Raw genomic sequence first — 18023 nt, 5'->3', positions numbered from 1 at the left:
GCCGCCCGCTCACCCCAGCTGCCCCGCCAACACGCCATGCGGAGGACACCATGCCCACTCGCTGCCTTACCAGTCACCCGCAACGACCGCGGAGATCTCTCACTCAGTCCGAGCCCAGCCATGCCAGCATCTGGCCCCGCAACCAGCAGCGGCCCACAGCTTCGGCGCGCAGAGTCGAATGGCCGAAGACCGCGAGGCCGATGATGCTGTGCCCGGAGGCGTGGCGGTCGCCGAAGGTCGGGATCGCCGGCGCAACTCCAACCCCCTCCACCGACACCCACGCAACCGGCCGCTCGGTCGCCGCTTCGTCCAGCCGCTGCAGGAAACGCAGGCGGCTCTCAAGCGACAAGTCCGACAGCGCCCACGTGGTGATCACAACGGGCAGGGCGTCCGCGGGCACCCGGGCGAGGGCATCGGATAGCACCTCGACGGCCTCACCTCGCACGAGGAGTGGGGGTGCGGTCGCCGCGAGCTCCAACTCTCCTTCGAGCCTCGTGATCCGTTCCGGCTGGTCCGGCGGCAGACAGGCGCGCAGCCACCGGGCCTCATCCGCGTTCGTTGTGTCGATCGGCTCGAGGTCCACGCCAATTCGGGCAACAACCTCGGGCATCACCTGCGTCGGCACGGGCCGGTCCCCGACGATCGACGCCGACACTTGCACGGGAGACGACGGGTCGCCCAGCGACTGGCCGTTGCCATGGCTGATGCCGGCCCGATCGACGTTCAGGTTGAAACCAGGAGCGCTACCGACGTCGACCAGCCCAACCGAACTCGCGCCAACCCTCCGCGCTACCTCAGCAATAGCCGGATACAACAGCGCGTGATTGCCAGTGGCGTTCCCCCGCACCTTCCGCTGCGCAACGACAGACACCACAGCGTCAGTCATTCCCACCAACGCCTCAACCGCCGCAACCACGGCCGCATCCACACTCGCCGCCAACGGCAAACCGGCATCCGTGGCTACTGCTGCGTAAGCGGCGGTGAGGGATGGGGCTTGGCCGGTGAGGGCCAGGTTGTGGAGGGCGGCGAGGATCAAGGCCGGGTGGCGCTTGCGGGCGGGGGCGGTCTCGATCGCGTGGAGGGCGGCGTCGGACTCGCTCAGGGCGAGGGCGAGGCGCTCGTACAGGGGCGAGATCTTGGCGGCGTCGACTTCCGCGTACCGGCGATACATCTGCGCGAGCTTGCGGCCCATGCCACTCGTTCCCGTGGCACGACCTGTGGCGCCCGTGGTTCCACCTGTGGCTCCGGTGGTTCCACCTGTGGCTCCGGTGGTTCCACCTGTGGCTCCGGTGGTTCCCGTGGTTCCAGCAGTTGGGCTTGGCACTCGGATGAGTCTAGTCATCCGGCATCCCACCCGCCGGGGCTCTCGTGGTGAGGGGTTAAGGGAGGGGGCGTTTGGCGGCGGAGCGGAGGCGGAGGGCTCGGCCCACGTAGTCGACGCCGGTGACGATGGTGACTATGACGGCGGCGGCCATGATCGTGACTGCGGTCCAGTGGAGGATTGCGAGGTCCTGCCACGGGAGGAGGTAGAGGCCCAGGGCGATGGCCTGGAGAACTGTTTTGAGCTTGCCGCCGCGGCTGGCGGGCATCACTCCGTGGCGGATCACCCAGAAGCGGAGGGCGGTGACACCCCACTCGCGGACCATCACCACGATGGTGACCCACCACGGGAGTTCGCCGAGGTACGAGAGGCCGAGGAAGGCGGCTCCGGTGAGAGCCTTGTCGGCGATCGGGTCGGCGATCTTGCCGAAGTTGGTGACCAGGTTCCAGCGCCGGGCGATGTCGCCGTCGAAGCGGTCGGTGACGATCGCGACCACGAACGCGGCGGTGGCGAGCAGCCGGTTGCCGTCGTTGTGACCGCCTTCGCGGAGCAGGAGCCAGACGAACAGTGGTACCAGGACCAGCCGCAGGACCGTCAGCGCGTTCGGCACGTTCCAGGCGCTGGGCGCGTGGAGATGACCGCCGGCGGCGCGCGGTACCGGGTTCGTTGGCGGGTTGGTCACGCGGTCAGATTAGCTGCCGGACGGGTGTCCGGGGTGCTCACGAGCGCGGCGAACTCGGCGATCAGGTCGACACCGTCGCTCGCCACCACCTTCGCGGACACCAGATCGCCGACCCGAACTCCGTCCGGGAGCCCGGTCACCGTCGTCGACCCATCCACCTCGGGCCCCTGGTGCGCAGCCCGGCCTTCTCCGGTCCGCCCGGCTCCAGCCAGTTCAGCCGCACCAAGCCCGTCGTCGTCCAGCAGGTCGGCGTCGGTGGACTCGATGAGGACTTCGAGGAGTTCGCCGATGCGGGATTCGGCTCGGGCCGAGGTGAGGTCTTCGGCGAGGCGGGTCACCCGGTCGAGGCGGGCGGCAATGGTGTCTTCGTCGAGTTTGCCGTCGTATGTCTCGGCCTCGGTGCCGTCCTCGTCGGAGTACCCGAAGACGCCGATCGCGTCGAGGCCGGCGCGGGACAGGAAGTCGCAGAGGATGTCGACGTCTTCCTCGGTCTCGCCCGGGAAGCCGACGATGACGTTGCTGCGGATGCCGGCTGTCGGAGCGGTGGCGCGGACCTGCGCGATCAGTTCGAGGAAGCGCTCGGAGTCCCCGAAGCGGCGCATCCGGCGCAGCAGGGGGCCGGATGCGTGCTGGAAGGACAGGTCGAAGTACGGCACGACGCCGGGGGTCGAGGTCATCGCGCTGATCAGCGTCGGGCGCATCTCGGCGGGCTGCAGGTACGACACCCGGACGCGGATGATGCCGGGAACCTGGGCGATCTCTCCGACCAGGGTCTCGAGCAGGCGGAGGTCGCCGAGGTCCTTGCCGTACGAGGTGGAGTTCTCGGAGACCAGGAAGAGTTCGCGGACGTTGTTGTCGGCGAGCCATTCGGCTTCGCGCAGTACCTCGGCGGGGCGGCGGGACATGAACGCGCCGCGGAACATCGGGATCGCGCAGAACGCGCAACGGCGGTCGCATCCGGAGGCGAGCTTCAGGGGCGCCATCGGGCCGCCGTCGAGACGTCGCCGCATCACCCGCGGGCCGCTCGCCGGAGCGGTCGCGAGGTCGGGCGCATCGATCTTCAGTTCTTCCGGCGCGCCAGTCACGAAGCGTCCCTTGAGCCCCGGCTCGGCGGAGCTGGAGCCAGCGGCCGCGCCGTCGCCCACAGGCCGGAGTGCATCAGGGATGTGGTCGCCGAGACCGGCCGCAGTCCCGCCAGCCGTCCGGCCGCCGTGAGCAGCCGCAATCGCGCCAGCGGCCGACTGGTCGCCGTCAGCAGGCGTGATCCCGTCGGCGGGTGGCTGGTCGCCGTGGCCGGGTAGGGAGGGGGCGGGGGTGGAGTGGCGGTCGGCGGGGGCCAGTGGGAGGAGTTTGCGGCGGTCGCGCGGGACGTGGGCCTGGTGCTTGTTGCCGGCCAGAATCGCGCGGAGGCGGTCGGAGATGTCGGTGTAGTCGTCGAAGCTGAGGACCGCGTCCGTTTCCGGGAGCGCCTCGGCGAGCTGGTCGCCGTACCGTTCGGCGAGGCAGCCGACCGCGACGACGGCCTGCGTACGGCCGGACTCCTTGTAGTCGGCCGCGGCCAGCAGGGTGTCGACGGAGTCCTTCTTCGCGGCTTCGACGAATCCGCAGGTGTTCACCACCACGGTGTCCGCCTCAGCGGCATCGTCGACCAGTCGGAAGCCACCGGCCTCGAGCCGGCCGGCCAGTTCCTCGGAGTCGACATCGTTGCGGGCACAGCCCAGCGTGACCAGGGCGACAGTGGTGGGTGGCGTAGTCATCACTACGAGTATGACGCGCCCTACTGTTCCCCGCCTAACTCGCCAGCAGATCTCACACGAGCTTGGTGAGGGTGCCGTTCGGGTGCGCGGTGAACTTGTAGAGCTTGGTGGGGACGCGCTTGCCGTTCAGCGTGACGATGAGGTTGCCGGGGTTGCCGACTGTCACGCGGATGTCGCCGGAGCTGGTCACGGACTGGGCGATGCCGGGACTGAGACGGCCCTGGAACAGCCGGCGGTTCTTCTTGTCGCGGACCGTCAGGTACGTGCCGTCGCCCCTCGCCGTCAGCGTCAGCGCGGTCTTCAGCACCGGCGGTTTGGCGGTCGTCGGCTTCGTGGTCGGTTGGACCGTCGGCTTGACCGGCGCCTTCGGGGTCGGCGTCGTGACCGTTGCCGTCGTGACCGCGGTCTTGGACGCGTTGGCCTCGATGTCGCTCGGCAGGGTGAACAGCCGCACCATCCCCCAGCCCATCAGGATGACCAGGATCGCGCCGACCACGATCGCCCAGCGCGGGCGGGCCGGGCGGAGCGTCGGGCCCTTGGCGGCGGCGCGCTCCTCGCGGCGGGACTTCTCCTCCTCGACGGCCTGCTCGGCGTCGAAGGCGGCGATCAGCGGAGCGGGGTCGGCCTTCACCACCCGGGCGATGGAACGGATGTGCCCACGGGCGTAGAAGTTCCCACCGCAGCGGGAGAAATCGTCGGCCTCCATGGCGATCAGCAGCCCGGTTCTGATCCGGGTCGCAGCGCTGAGCTGCTCGATCGTCATGTCGGCCCGCTCGCGGGCCGCCGTGAGATCGCTGCCGATGCTCACGTCCCCACCATCCTCTCGTTCGTCCGCCTTCAGGTGCGGACCGTCGACATCGCCGGGCGGACCGCCGACATCAAGTCAACGGCCTTGGTACGACGGGGTCACGGACGAGTCAGAGTTGTTCTCTGACCGGACATCTGGCATCCGCCAGCATGTGCAACGCCTGCACCACTTCCCCGTTCGACGGCCGAGCCGTCAAGCCGAACGGTATCGCGAGCGAGGACCCCGTCAGTCGACGGTTGGCATCAGTTGTCTTGCGGGTCGAACTCGGCATCGCACCGAGAATTGGCCCAGGATCCTGCAGATGTACGGCGATCCGCCCGTCGTCGAGCGGATGCCGCCGCTGCAGCACCGTCACCTCTTCGATGTCTTCCCACCGCGTGCCGATCCATTCGTGGCCGATCCGCAGCCGGATGCCTACGTCGTCGGCGACCAGCATCTCCCCCACCGTCAGCGCACGGGCGCAGACAACAGCGAGAGCGGCGAAGGCCACCGCAGCGATCCAGCGCAGGACTCCGGTCGGACTCGTGGACGCGGACGCGGCGAAGCCGAGCGCGACCAGCGCCGCGCCGACCGCGAGCCCGCCGTGCACCTTCTGGGAGGCGCTGACGGTGAACGGCACCGGCTTGGGGTCGACGTCGAATCGTTCCTGCCTGGGCAGTGCGCTCGCGGCGGTCACGGGTGTCACTCTCCTCGGAGGGTGGTGATGAAGTCCTCTAGGTCGTCGGGCTTGACCAGGACGTCCCTGGCCTTCGAACCTTCACTGGGACCGACGACGCCGCGGCTCTCCAGGATGTCCATCAGCCGGCCGGCCTTGGCGAAACCGACGCGGAGCTTACGCTGCAACATCGACGTCGAGCCGAACTGGGTGGAAACGATCAGCTCGGCGGCCTGCACCACCAGGTCGAGATCGTCGCCGATCTCGTCGTCGAGATCCTTGCTCGGACCGGCCACGACCGTGACGTCCTCGCGGTACGTCGGCTCGAGCTGCGTCTTGCAGTGCTCGACCACGGCGCGGATCTCGGCCTCGTCGACCCACGACCCCTGGATACGCATCGGCTTGCTCGCGCCCATCGGCAGGAACAGCCCGTCACCTTGACCGACCAGCTTCTCCGCACCGGGCTGGTCGAGGATGACCCGGCTGTCGGCCAGCGAGGACGTTGCGAACGCCAGCCGCGACGGCACGTTGGCCTTGATCAGGCCGGTGACGACGTCCACCGACGGCCGCTGCGTGGCGAGCACCAGATGGATGCCGGCCGCACGCGCCAGCTGGGTGATCCGGACGATCGAGTCCTCGACGTCGCGCGGCGCGACCATCATCAGGTCGGCGAGCTCGTCGACGATCACCAGCAGATACGGGTACGGCGTGAGCACCCGCTCGGATCCTGGTGGCGGCTTGACCTTGCCGCCGCGGACCGCCTTGTTGAAGTCGTCGACATGCCGGAACCCGAACGCCGCGAGGTCGTCGTACCGCATGTCCATCTCGCGGACGACCCATTGCAGCGCCTCGGCCGCCTTCTTGGCGTTGGTGATGATCGGTGTGATCAGGTGCGGGATGCCCTCGTAGTTGTTCAGCTCGACCCGCTTCGGGTCGACGAGGATCATCCGCACCTCGTCGGGGGTGGCACGCATCAGGACCGACGTGATCAGCGAGTTGACGAACGACGACTTACCGGAGCCGGTCGCGCCCGCGACCAGCAGGTGCGGCATCTTGGCCATGTTCGCGACGACGTAGCCGCCTTCGACGTCCTTGCCGAGGCCGGCCACCATCGGGTGGTGGTCGTTGCGCGCGGTCGCCGAACGGATCACGTCGCCGAGGCTGACGGTCTCCTTGTCGACGTTCGGGATCTCGATACCGATCGCGGACTTGCCGGGGATCGGCGACAGGATCCGGACGTCGGCCGACGCCACCGCGTAGGCGATGTTCTTCGACAGTGCGGTGACCTTCTCGACCTTCACCGCCGAGCCGAGCTCGACCTCGTACCGCGTGACGGTCGGACCGCGGGTGTAGCCGGTGACCTGGGCGTCGATGCCGAACTGCTCGAACACCTCGGTCAGCCGGTCGACGACTTGGTCGGACGCCTTGGTCCGGGCCTTGTGCACGGAGCCGGGCTTGAGCATCTGCCCGTCCGGCAGCGTGTACGTGATGTCGCCCGACAGGCTGAGCTGCTCGACGCGCTGCGGCAGCGGCGTGTGCGGCGGGGGCTCGGGCGGCGGCGCCGACGGCTTGCTCGGAGCAGGCGCCTCGAAGGCCGGCGCGGCCGCGGCGGCTGCATCAGCACCGTCGGTGTCGACGTCGTACGCGTCCTCGTCCACGCGAGACTTCGACTTACGTCCGCGCTTGGAGATCTCGCGGCCCTCGAGCACCGGCGAGTCGTACGGCTTGACTGTGGGCTCGCTGTCCTCGTCGAGCTCCTCGGCCTTGGCGCGGCGCTGCTTGCGGGTCAGCCGGACCGTGTCGTCGGTCGGCGCGGCCACGACCGACGGAGCGTCCTCGGGCAGCGCCGTCCGTCCCATCAGTACGTCGAACGCCGCGCGGAACCGCAGCGGGATCGCGTAGATGGGCGTCCCGGTGATGACCAGGGCGCCGAAGATCGAGAGCAGGACCAGCAGCGGGGCAGCGACGTACTGCGTGAGCAGGTCCGACAGGAAGGACGAGATGAAGTACCCGATCGCACCGCCGGCGTCGCGCAGCGGGCCGTCGGCCGGGTTGCTGGGCCGGGGCAGACCGTTGGCGATGTGGATCAGGCCGAGCACCCCGAGACCGACGGCGGTCCAGCCGATCACCTGACGCCCGGCCGGGCCGTTGTTGTCCGGGTGACGCAGCGTGCGGACTGCGATGAGGAGCAGCAGCAGTGGCAGAGCCCAGCCGAGCATGCCGATGCTGCCGCCGACCACCGTGCGTACGCCGTTGCCGACCGCGCCCGGGAGGTCCCACCAGATCGCGGCAGCCACGACCACCGCGAGGCCGATCAGGAACAGACCGGCGCCGTCGCGGCGATGCTCCGGCTCCAGGTCGCGGGCGCTGTGGCCGATCCCCCGCACCATGCTGCCGAGCAGATGGGCGATGCCGATCCAGACCTTCACCACCCCGCGGCACAGAGCGAGCATGGCGGCCGCGAACGGGCCCGGTCCGCTGTTCTTGGGCGTGCTGGTCCGCGCGGGGGATCCTCCTCCGCGCTTCGTGCTCTGCCCTCGCTTCTGGGCGCCGGACGGTCGGGAGCGTCCACCAGCAGCCGAACGAGCCGTGCTCGGCCGTTTGGCTGCCGACTTCTGCGCCCGCGCCGGGGAAGACGTGCGGGTCGCCATATTGCTCAGGCTACCCCGACTATCCCTTGAGTCCCACGTGTCACACGCCGATCACGCTGCCCCATCCGTAGCGTCACAGCGTGACCGTTCGCCTCCGGAGCCGGGCGAGGTGCCACAGGACCACGTACCAGGCAAGGGTGGCCAGGCCACCGGACACCAGTCCGGACAGGACCAGGCGGATGGCGGTCTCGCCGCTCAGGTCGCCGTCGACGCGGGCCAGCTCGACGACCGCACCGGTGACGGCCAGCAGAGTCACCGCGGCGATGACGACGTACCGCAGCCAGGACGGGACGCGGTCACCGGGAGTGTCCGACGGCGTCGTACGGCGGTACCAGCGATAGAGCCAGATCGCGAGGACGAGGCAACCGCCGACCGTGCTGACGTACTGAAGGATGCGGTTGACGTCCCAGGCCGGCGTCACCGCAGCGCGGAAGACGCCCGGGAAGTGGCGGACGAAGAAACCGTCGCCGTGGGTGAAGGAGTCCCAGACGACGTGGGTGACTGCCCCGATGATGGCCGAAACCACCGTCCACGGCAGGCTCGGGGAAGCCGATGAAGGCAGGCGGGCGGCGAAGCCTGCTGGAGCGAGCGCGATGAGCGGGCGCTTGAGGACGAGGTTGAACACCACGAGCATCAGGAGCGCCAGAAGCGGGTCCAGCCAGACCGCCGAGGTGAACTCGTGGGTCAGCGTCAGCGTGAAGTTGCCGCTGATGTACTGCGTGGCGAGCCGGTAAATCGGGTCGACGTACAGCAGGTCGGGCGCCACTGCGCCGGCGACCAGGGCCGAGGCGACGAGGGGCCGGCGGGCCAGCGGAAGGACAGCCGCGGGGTGGGCGAGGGTGAACGGCATCCCCGCACCCTAGAAGCCACCGAGGTCGTTGTTACGCACCCGTGGTGCCGTCGAGTTGCTCCCGCAAGAGGTCGGCGTGACCGCAGTGCCGGCCGTACTCGCCGATCAGGTGGATGTAGATCATCCGGAGCGTCGACTCGGTGCCGCCGAACGTGAAGCGGTCGTCCAGCGTGTGGTCGGCGGCGGCCTCGTCGGAGAGCTTCCACTCGGCGATCAGACCCTCGTACGCCGCCTGCGCGTCCGCCGCGTCGATCAGCTCGAAGTCCGCGTCCTTGCCGAGCTCGGGGGCGAACAGCGGCTCGGCCGGTACGTCGGCGAAATGGATGCGGAACCAGATCCGCTCGACCTTGGTGAGGTGGCGGATCAGACCGAGCAGCGAGAGGTTCGACGGCGGTGACGGCCGCTCGGCCAGCTGGGCGGCGGTCAGCCCGGCGCATTTGAACAGCAGCGTGGCGCGGTAGAAATCCAGGTAGCCCTGCAGCAGCTCGCGTTCAGGTGCGGTCAGCGAGCCGTCCGGTCGCTCGACGGCAGGTGCGGTCCAGGTCATCGAAATCCTCACGTTGTCCACGATGTGTTCGCCGATCTCATCACATGAGATAGCCACTGGCGGTCCTCGTGGCCGGTTCGTTACCGTACTCGACAGGTCATGAGTGTCAGCGACAAGCCCCGGCTCGCTGGCCGGCAACCCTCCTCCGCGGTGGGGTGCCCCGGGTGAAGACCAGGCCGTGCGGATACCCCGCTCGGCAAGTGCGGACTTCCTGGGAGCAGCAGCATGTCGATCTTGTCCATTCTCGAGCCTGCCAGTACGACGACGCCCCGGCTGACCGTGGCGCACCGCAGCACCGGCAGCATCCCCGCCACCGTCGGCTCGGACCTCCTGGTCCCGCTGGCCGACGGCCGGGTCACCGACTACGCGAACTTCGACCACGGGGCGAGCGCGCCGTGCCTCGAGTCCGTCCGGGCCAGCGTGGAGGCGGCGCTGCCGTCGTACGCGTCCGTGCACCGTGGCAACGGGTACGCCTCCCGCATCACCACCCAGTGGTACGAGCGGGCGCGCCAAGAGGTGCACGCCTTCGTCGGGGCGCGTTCGGACGACCAGGTGATCTTCACCCGGCAGACCACCGACGCGCTGAACCTGCTGGCCCGCGCGATACCGGCGGATGCGACCGTGATCGTGTTCGAGTCCGAGCACCACGCTGCCCTGCTCCCCTGGCCGACTGAGCGGACTGTTCGCCTGGCAGCGCCGTCAAGCTCCACCGAGGCCGTGACGGCGGTGGCCGACGCACTCCGCCAGGCTCCCGACGGCCCGCGGCTCGTCGTCATCACCGGCGCCTCCAACGTGACCGGTGAGATCTTCCCGATCGCGGAGATCGCCAAGGTGGCCAAGGCACATGGCGCGCGGGTCTGTCTCGACGCTGCGCAGCTGGCGCCGCACCGTCCGGTCGACATCTCCACCCTCGATGTCGACTGGGTCGCGCTGTCCGGTCACAAGCTCTACGCGCCGTACGGTGCCGGCGCGCTGATCGGCCGCACCGACTGGCTCGACGCCGCCGACCCGTACCTGTACGGCGGTGGCGCGACGCACGCGGTCACCGACGACACCGTGGTGTGGGCGACCGGCCCGGCGCGGCACGAGGGCGGCTCCCCCAACGTGATCGGAGCCATTGCGCTGGCGAGTGCCTGTGCCGCGATCAGCAAGCACCGCGACGCGATCGAGCAGCACGAGCGCAGCCTGCTGGCCCGCCTGCGGACCGGGCTCGCCCAGATCGACAACGTCACGACATACTCGATCTTCGGCGACGATGCGGACCGTGTCGGCACGGTCTGCTTCACGATCGCCGGTCTGACCTCGACCCTCGTCTCGGCGGCCCTGAGCGCGGAGTACGGCATCGGCGTACGTGACGGCAAGTTCTGCGCGCACCCGCTCGTCGGCCACCTCCTCGCCGACTCCCCCGAGCACGGTACGGCGGTCCGCGCCAGCCTCGGCCTCGGGACCACCCGCGAGCACGTGGACCGGCTCGTCAACGCAGTACGCACGCTGGCCACCAGTGGTCCGCGGGCGGAGTACGCGGAGACCGCGCACGGCTGTCAGCCGTCCGACGATCCCCGCGACCTCCAGGCCCCGCGGATCTGGTAGTCCAGCAGCCCTCCTACTGCTCAGGAGGTTCGAGACCTACATGGTGAGCAGCGAACGCCAGTAGGTCCGCCCACTCCGCCGCGATCATCGCGGCAGGCTTGCCGAAGCCATGGCCGGTGTTGACCTCTACCCGGGTCAAGACAGGCTGCGGACCGGCCTGGGCATGCTGCAGCGTCGCCATGAACTTGTGACTGTGCAACGGAACCACCCGGTCGTCGTGGTCCCCGGTGACCACCAGCGTCGCCGGGTACGACGTACCGTCGCTGAGGCGATGCAATGGCGAATAAGCCAACAGATCCTCGAACTGCTCCGCGTTGTCTGGCAGACCGAAGTCGGACGCCCATGCCGCGCCCACGGTGAACTTGTGGAACCGCAGCATGTCCAGCACACCGACACCGGGCAGTGCGACCGCGAACAAGTCCGGCCGTTGCGTCATGACCGCTCCGACGAGCAGTCCGCCGTTGCTGCGACCGTGGACGGCCAGCTGCGCCGGCGTGGTGACGCCGGTGTCGCGCAGGTGCTCTGCGACCGCGATGAAGTCGTCGAAGACGTTCTGCTTGTTCTTCAACCGTCCCGCGTCGTGCCACTCGGTCCCGTACTCGCCACCGCCGCGCAGGTTGGCGATGACCAGCACTCCCCCGGCTGCGAGCCACGCCGGCCAGCCTGGTCGGTAGTCGGCCTGGACCGGGATGCGGAACCCGCCGTACCCCCACATCAGCGTCGGACGCGGGGAGGAGAAGTCCAGGTCCGACCGGGTGATCAGGAAGTACGGCACGTCGCGGCCTGCGGCGATCCGGCGCGCGACGGTCACCTGAGGCGCCGCGAAACCGCCAGACCCGCGGACCAACTCCGGCAGTGCACGTACGGCGCCTGACCCGGTCGAGACGACGTACGACAGGGTGGGGTCGGTTGTCGTCGACAGTCCGATGAACAGCTCGTCGTACTCCGGTCCGGCGTGCAGGTCGACCACTCCCCCGCCGGGTACGTCGACCACGCGCTGCCCGGAACCGTCCAGTGCGTACAGGGTCAGCACCGGCTGCGCGTCGACAAGGGTCAGCGTCGCCAGGCCGTCCGCCGTACCGCGGACTGCCTGCAGTGTCGCCTCGCCCTCCGGAATGAGGTCGGTGAACTCACCATCCAGCGAGGAAAGCACCACCCGGCCATGAGACGCGTCGCGGTCGGTCCGGAGTACCAGCTGGTCGCCGGACATCCGTACGAAGGCGATCTCGTCGGCAAACGAGTCCACCACCTTCACAGGCTCGCCCAGCCCGTCCGAGGTGATCGGGTAGACCCAGAGACGGGTGCTGGGGTCAGTCCCCTCGGTGATGTGGACGACGAGGTACCGATCGTCGTCGGAGACCTCCGGTGAGATGAAGATCTGGTCCTCACCGGGGAAGTTCAGCACCAGTTCGTCCTCGGACTGCGGTGTGCCGACCTTGTGCAGCGTCAACCGCCCACCGGACTGCGCGGTGGTCTCGGTCCCCTCACTGCGCCCACTCGCCGGGTAGTGCAGATAGAGGTACGCCGAACTGTCCGGCAGCCAGACGGCCTCACAGAACTTGGCCTGCGACACCACGTCCTCGACCGGTGTACCGGTGGCGATGTCGAGCAGCCGGAACGTCGTCCAGTCGCTGCCGCTCTCGTTGATGCCATAGGCGAAGTACTTGCCGTCCGGACTGACGGTGAACGTGCCCAGTGAGTCGGTGCCGTCCTCGGAGAGGGTGTTCGGATCGATCAGCACTCGCCCGCCGGACAGGAGTTCGTCGAGCGACTCGGCCACATAGATGACGTCCTGGGCCTGCGTGCCGTCGTTGCGACCGACGAAGTACCAGCCTGCCTTCTTCGCCGGGACGCCGGCGCGTGGACGCGCGAGGATCGCGGACATCGTGGTCTGGAACCACTGGCGCTCCGGGTAGCCGGAGAGCTCGGCCTGGGTGAACTCGTTCTGCCTGCGGACCCAGTCCTGGGTGTCAGGTGAGTCGGCGTCTTCCAGCCAGCGATACGGGTCAGCGATCTTCCGCCCGTGCAGTGTCTCGACCACATCGTCGCGGCGGCTCTCGGGATAAGCGGTCATGTGGGCAAACCTAACCCGAGACTGCGGCGTACTCACCCGCTCCGGTGGGCGGCATCCCGCACAGGCACCGGAGCCGGGTGAGTACGACGGGCTCACTCAGTGGTGAGCCGGGGTGAGGTCCTTGGTCCAGAGGATGTCGCCGAACAGGTTGCGCAGCGAGACCGTGAAGACGCCGGTCCGCGGATCGATCCGGGTGTACCCGAAGAACTGGTTGCCACCGGCCGGCGACTGGCTCGGGAAGTCGGCCGCCTTCGAGAACACGACCTCCGGCCCGAACGTGCTGTCCAGCCCGTTCGGCCCGAACGTACCGGCGTTGATCGGGCCGGCCACGATCTCCCAGAACGGATCGAAGTCGGTGAACGCCGCCCGGGACGGGTCGTAGTGGTGGGCCGCGGCGTAGTGCACGTCGGCCGTCAGCCAGACCGCGTTCCGCACCTTGCGCTTCTTGAACTGGCTCAGCACCCAGGCGATCTCGTGCTCGCGTCCACCAGGAGCGCCGGGCAGGCCGTTCGCGACCGCCTCGATCAGGTCGCCGTCCGGCACCAGCAGGCCGAGCGGCATGTCGCTGGCGATCACCTTCCAGGTCGCCCGCGACGCCGCGACCTCGCGCACCAGCCAGGCGGCCTGCTCGGCGCCGAGCATCGCGACCGGTCCGACCGTCGACGGCACCGGGTTCGCGCCGCGGTACGTGCGCATGTCCAGGCAGAACACGTCGAGCAGCGGACCGTAGCTCACCTTGCGGTAGATCCGGTCCCGCCCGGACCCGTGCTCCATCGGCAGGTACTCGAGGAACGCCTTCTTCGCCCGCGACGCGAGCACGTCGACCCGCTTCTCGGTGTACCGGTCGTCGGTGAGGATCTCGCCCGGGTACCAGTTGTTCAGCGTCTCGTGGTCGTCCCACTGCGCGACCAGCGGTACGTCGGCGTACAGCGAGCGCACGTTCTCGTCGAGCAGGTTGTACTTGTACCGGCCGCGGTACTCGGCCAGCGTCTCGGCGACCTTCGAGACTTCCTCGGTCACCACGTTCTTCCAAATGGTGCCGTCGGCAACCTTCAGCTCGGCCTCGAGCGGGCCGTCGGCGTAGATGTTGTCGCCGGAGTGCAGGAAGAAGTCCGGCCGCGTCTCGTGCATCGCCTGGTACGCGATCATCCCGCCGAGCTCCGGGTTGATGCCGTACCCCTGGCCCGCGGTGTCGCCGGTGAACACGAACGAGACCGGCCGGTTGCGCCCCGGCGTGGTGAACGAGCCGTCCAGCGTCTGGCCGATCCGGCCGTTCGCGTCCTCGAAGCCGAGCCGGTAGTCGTAGCGCTGCCCCGGCCGCAGACCGCGCAACGGCAGCCGCGCGGTGAAGTCGTCGTCGGCCGAGGTCTTCGGCCCGCGCAGGTGGATCGCCCTGTCGAAGCGGCCGTGGCTCGTCAGTTGCACGACCAGTCGGCCCGGCCGGTCGGTCCGCGACCAGACGAGGGCCGAGGACGGCGTCACGTCGGCGCTCGCGATGCCCGACGGCAGAGCGGGCCGGTCACGACGGACAAGGTTCGGGGCAGCGGCGGCGATCCCGGGTACGGCGAGGGTGGCCCCGGCCACCGTGGATGCGGCCAGGAGTTGGCGGCGACTCAGCTTCATGCCCCGAAGGTGCTCCCCGCGGATGACGGCGAAGTGAAAGCGGGGCGAACTGAGCGTCAAATCACCATCGGGGTCCGGACACTGCCCTTGTGTGTGGCTACTCAACGTGGTTCCGTTGGGGCCTCAGGACCTTTCTCGTGACGCTGCCCTGGACCTGGTAGCGCATCGACCGATGCACTACTTGGAACCGGGGCGTTTCTCATGTCGCAGCTGCTTGCCGAAGACCACGATCCGTTACGGGCTCAACACAAATACACGAACCTGTACACCGACCTGCTCCGCACCGTCCGCGAGCTCGGACTGCTGAAGCGGCGCCGTGGGTACTACTTCGTTCGGATCGGCCTCGTCGTCGCCGCGTTCGCCGGCGTCTGGGTCGGGTTCGGTCTGCTCGGCAACTCCTGGCTGCAGCTGCTGATGGCCGGTGCGCTGGCCCTCGTCCTCACCCAGGTCGCGTTCCTGAGCCACGACAGCGCGCACCGGCAGATCTTCGACTCCGCCGCCTGGAACGACTGGACCGCGCGGCTGCTGGCCGGCGGACTGGTCGGGATGAGCGCGAGCTGGTGGCGGTCCAAGCACAGCCGGCACCACCAGGCGCCGAACCAGCTGTCCAAGGACCCGGACATCGACATCGGCGTCATCGCCTTCACCCCGGAGCACGTCGCCCGTCGTACCGGCTTCCAGGCCTGGCTGACCCGCCGCCAGGGCTGGCTGTTCTTCCCGTTGCTGACGCTGGAGGGCCTCAGCCTGTACGTCGCGAGCGTGCAGCATCTGCTCCGCCGCTCGGCAACCAAGGTCGAACGGATCGAGGCCGCGATCGTGGTCAGCCGCCTGGCCGGATACCTGACCGTGCTGTTCCTGCTACTGCCGATCGGCAAGGCAGGGGCGTTCCTCGGGCTGCAGCTGGCGATCTTCGGCATCTGCCTCGGCGGATCCTTCGCGCCGAACCACAAGGGCATGCCGCTCGTCCCCGCCTCGATGAAACTCGACTTCCTGCGCCGTCAGGTGCTGATGTCCCGCAACATCCGCGGCGGAGTGTTCACCGACTTCGCAATGGGTAGTCTCAACTACCAGATCGAGCACCACCTGTTCCCGAACATGCCGAGCCCGACGCTGCGACGAGTCCAGCCGATCGTCCGCGAGTACTGCCAGCTGCACGGGGTCAAGTACACCGAGGTCAGCCTCTTGTCGTCGTACAAGATCGTCGTCGATTATCTGAACAACGTCGGCCTTCGGGCTCGCGATCCGTTCCAGTGCCCACTCGTTGCGACCTACCGGGGGTAGCACTTTGCCAAGCCGACTTCGCCGGGCCATCTGGCCACACGCCCGGCGTCATGCCACGACCTCCCCCTGGCCGACGTGAGCGCCCAACAGCAGTACGTGAGCATGTACACGGACCTCCTGCGGACCGTCCGCGAACTCGGCCTGTTCCGGCGCCGTCAGGGCTACTACGTGACCCGGATCAGCATCGTCGGCGGCGCCCTGCTCGCGGTGGTGGCCGGCATGATCCTGCTCGGCAACTCCTGGCATCAACTCTGGCTCGCGGGTGCGTTGGCGCTCATCCTGGTCCAGGTGGCGTTCCTCAGCCACGACAGCGCGCATCGGCAGATCTTTCACTCCAACGCCCGCAACGACTGGACCGCCCGCATCCTGGCCGGCTGCATCCTGGGCATGAGTGCCAGCTGGTGGCGGTCGAAGCACAACAAGCACCACGCCGCGCCCAACCAGGCGGACCGTGATCCCGACGTCCAGCTGAAGGTGCTCGCGTTCACGCCCCAGGCGGTCGTCGACCGCGGACGGGTCGGCCGCTGGTTCGCCGCGCGGCAAGGCTGGCTCTTCTTCCCGCTGCTCACCCTCGAAGGTGTCGGCCTGCACGCCTCGAGCCTCAAGCACCTGCTGCGTCGCGATGCGAGCCGCGCCGACCGCATCGACGCCGCGGTGGTCGCCTCCCGGATCACGCTGTACGTCGCCGCGCTCTACGTCCTGCTGCCGGCCGGGAAGGCCACCGCGTTCCTCGGGTTGCAGCTCGCCGTGTTCGGAGTGTGCCTCGGTGCCGCGTTCGCCCCGAACCACAAGGGCATGCCGATCGTCCCGGCCTCGATGAAGCTGGACTTCCTCCGGCGCCAGGTGCTGATGTCGCGGAACATCCGCGGCGGGATCCTCACCGACTTCGCGATGGGCGGGCTCAACTACCAGATCGAGCACCATCTGTTCCCCAGCATGCCGCGGCCGACGCTGCGGCGCGTCCAGCCGATCGTCCGCGAGTACTGCGAACTGCACGGGATCGCGTACGCCGAGGTCGGGCTGTTCGCGTCGTACCGGATCGTCGTCGACTACCTGAACAACGTCGGCCTGCAGGCCCGCGACCCGTTCGACTGCCCGCTGGCGGCCCAGCTCCGGTCAGCGAGCGGGGGGAATCTCGCCTGATCCGCGGATCGTCAGCTTCACCGGGACCCGCACCGTGCGACCGGGGCGGTGCGGCTCCGGGAGGCGCTCGGTCATCAACTGGATCGCGGTCCGCGCCATCACGTCGGCGGACTGCGCGACCGCGGTCAGGCCCGGGCTGAGCAGATCCCCCAGCGCCAGGTCGTCGAAGGACACCAGCGCGACCTGATCCCGGCGGCCGGCCAGGCCCCGCAGTACCTCGGCCGTTGTCATGTTGTTTGCCGACAGCAACGCGGTGGCCGGCTCGGCCCGGTCCAGCACGGCGGACAGCGTGATGCCGATGCCCTCGGTCGTCGGCTCGGACAGGTGCACCAGGTCCTCGTCGACGTCGATGCGGTGCCGGGCCATCGCGGCCCGGTACGCGACCACGCGCTCGCGGGCGGTGAAGATCCGCTCGTCGTCACCGAGGTATGCGATCCGGCGGTGGCCCTGACGAACCAGGTGGTCGATCGCTTGGTCGATCCCGCCGGCGTTGTCCGCGAGTACGGCGTCGGCCTCGATGCCGTGCGCGGGACGGTCGATCGTGACGACCGCCATCCCGGCGTCGACATGCGGCGCGAGGTACTCCTGGGTCTCACCGATCGGCGCCATGATCAGCGCGTCCGGCCGGCGGGCGACGAACTCGAGACAGACCTCCCGCTCCCGCTCCGGGTCCTCGTCGGTCAGGCCGATCATCACCACCGAGCCGGACGACCGCGCCCACAGCTCGACCGCGCGGCCGAGCGAGGCGAAGAACGGGTCGCCGATATCGCGGATCACCACGGCGATCGTCCCGGTCTTGCCGCGGCGCAGCATCCGGGCGGACTCGTTCGGCGTGTAGTTCAGGTCCTTGATCGCGGCCTGGACCTTCGCGGTCAGCTCGGGGCTGACGTTCGGCTCTTCGTTCACCACCCGGGAGACGGTCTTCAGTGCGACCCCCGCCCGGGCAGCGACCTCCTTCATCGTGGGCCGGCGCTGACCCGTCCCGTTCACCCCGCTGACACTCATCGCCGGCCCACCCTTTCAATAGCTCGCGCCGAGGCT

Annotated in this window: 14 protein-coding genes and 1 riboswitch; of the genes, 3 read left to right on the top strand and 11 right to left on the bottom strand. The window is 68.9% G+C overall.

Going from position 1 to position 18023, the window contains the following annotated elements; all coding sequences use genetic code 11:
* Positions 1-103: 103 nt before the first annotated feature.
* The 8 genes from OHA18_RS31400 to OHA18_RS31365 form a co-directional block, all read right to left on the bottom strand.
* Positions 104-1192 (bottom strand): DUF2332 domain-containing protein, encoded by a 1089-nt coding sequence (locus OHA18_RS31400; RefSeq protein ID WP_328998945.1) that lies wholly within the window; start codon positions 1190-1192, stop codon positions 104-106.
* A 187-nt stretch (positions 1193-1379) separates the two neighbouring features.
* Positions 1380-2003 (bottom strand): CDP-diacylglycerol--glycerol-3-phosphate 3-phosphatidyltransferase, encoded by a 624-nt coding sequence (gene pgsA / locus OHA18_RS31395; RefSeq protein WP_328998944.1) that lies wholly within the window; start codon positions 2001-2003, stop codon positions 1380-1382.
* Complete coding sequence (locus tag OHA18_RS31390) at positions 2000-3760, bottom strand: MiaB/RimO family radical SAM methylthiotransferase (protein ID WP_328998943.1); 1761 nt, start codon at positions 3758-3760, stop codon at positions 2000-2002. Before OHA18_RS31390 ends, pgsA begins: the two co-directional genes overlap by 4 nt.
* A gap of 52 nt (positions 3761-3812) precedes the next feature.
* Positions 3813-4568: a helix-turn-helix domain-containing protein gene (locus OHA18_RS31385; RefSeq protein ID WP_328998942.1), complete on the bottom strand. Its 756-nt coding sequence runs from the start codon at positions 4566-4568 to the stop codon at positions 3813-3815.
* Positions 4569-4677: 109 nt separating this feature from the next.
* On the bottom strand, positions 4678-5244 hold the full coding sequence (locus OHA18_RS31380) for a hypothetical protein (RefSeq protein ID WP_328998941.1): 567 nt from the start codon (positions 5242-5244) through the stop codon (positions 4678-4680).
* A gap of 5 nt (positions 5245-5249) precedes the next feature.
* Entirely contained in the window at positions 5250-7874 is a 2625-nt protein-coding gene (locus OHA18_RS31375) for a DNA translocase FtsK (protein WP_328998940.1), read from the bottom strand.
* Between the two features lie 73 nt (positions 7875-7947).
* Positions 7948-8724: a DUF4184 family protein gene (locus tag OHA18_RS31370; protein WP_328998939.1), complete on the bottom strand. Its 777-nt coding sequence runs from the start codon at positions 8722-8724 to the stop codon at positions 7948-7950.
* 31 nt (positions 8725-8755) lie between these two features.
* Positions 8756-9283 (bottom strand): DinB family protein, encoded by a 528-nt coding sequence (locus OHA18_RS31365; RefSeq protein ID WP_328998938.1) that lies wholly within the window; start codon positions 9281-9283, stop codon positions 8756-8758.
* An 83-nt stretch (positions 9284-9366) separates the two neighbouring features.
* Positions 9367-9480: riboswitch (SAM riboswitch) on the top strand.
* Positions 9481-9496: 16 nt separating this feature from the next.
* On the opposite strand from OHA18_RS31365, the gene OHA18_RS31360 reads away from it, so the two are divergent.
* The gene (locus OHA18_RS31360; RefSeq protein WP_328998937.1) at positions 9497-10861 is read left to right on the top strand and encodes an aminotransferase class V-fold PLP-dependent enzyme; all 1365 of its coding nucleotides are present in this window, start codon (positions 9497-9499) and stop codon (positions 10859-10861) included.
* 13 nt (positions 10862-10874) lie between these two features.
* Here OHA18_RS31360 and OHA18_RS31355 read toward each other — a convergent pair whose 3' ends face one another.
* Positions 10875-12935, bottom strand: a complete 2061-nt coding sequence (locus tag OHA18_RS31355) for a prolyl oligopeptidase family serine peptidase (protein WP_328998936.1) — start codon at positions 12933-12935, stop codon at positions 10875-10877.
* A gap of 96 nt (positions 12936-13031) precedes the next feature.
* Positions 13032-14558 carry an alkaline phosphatase D family protein gene (locus OHA18_RS31350; protein ID WP_328998935.1) on the bottom strand — a complete coding sequence of 509 codons (1527 nt, stop codon included), beginning with the start codon at positions 14556-14558 and terminating at the stop codon, positions 13032-13034.
* 201 nt (positions 14559-14759) lie between these two features.
* On the opposite strand from OHA18_RS31350, the gene OHA18_RS31345 reads away from it, so the two are divergent.
* Positions 14760-15839, top strand: coding sequence for a fatty acid desaturase family protein (locus OHA18_RS31345; RefSeq protein ID WP_328998934.1), 1080 nt, complete (start codon positions 14760-14762; stop codon positions 15837-15839).
* Between the two features lie 75 nt (positions 15840-15914).
* Positions 15915-16982 (top strand): fatty acid desaturase family protein, encoded by a 1068-nt coding sequence (locus tag OHA18_RS31340; RefSeq protein ID WP_328998933.1) that lies wholly within the window; start codon positions 15915-15917, stop codon positions 16980-16982.
* Here the strand turns inward: OHA18_RS31340 and OHA18_RS31335 are convergent.
* Positions 16956-17987, bottom strand: coding sequence for a LacI family DNA-binding transcriptional regulator (locus tag OHA18_RS31335; RefSeq protein ID WP_328998932.1), 1032 nt, complete (start codon positions 17985-17987; stop codon positions 16956-16958). The two genes, OHA18_RS31340 and OHA18_RS31335, sit on opposite strands and share 27 nt — an antisense overlap.
* Positions 17988-18023 lie beyond the last annotated feature (36 nt).

The sequence above is a fragment of the Kribbella sp. NBC_00709 genome (assembly GCF_036226565.1).
Classification (GTDB): Bacteria; Actinomycetota; Actinomycetes; order Propionibacteriales; family Kribbellaceae; genus Kribbella.
This window is presented reverse-complemented; position numbering and strand designations above follow the sequence as displayed.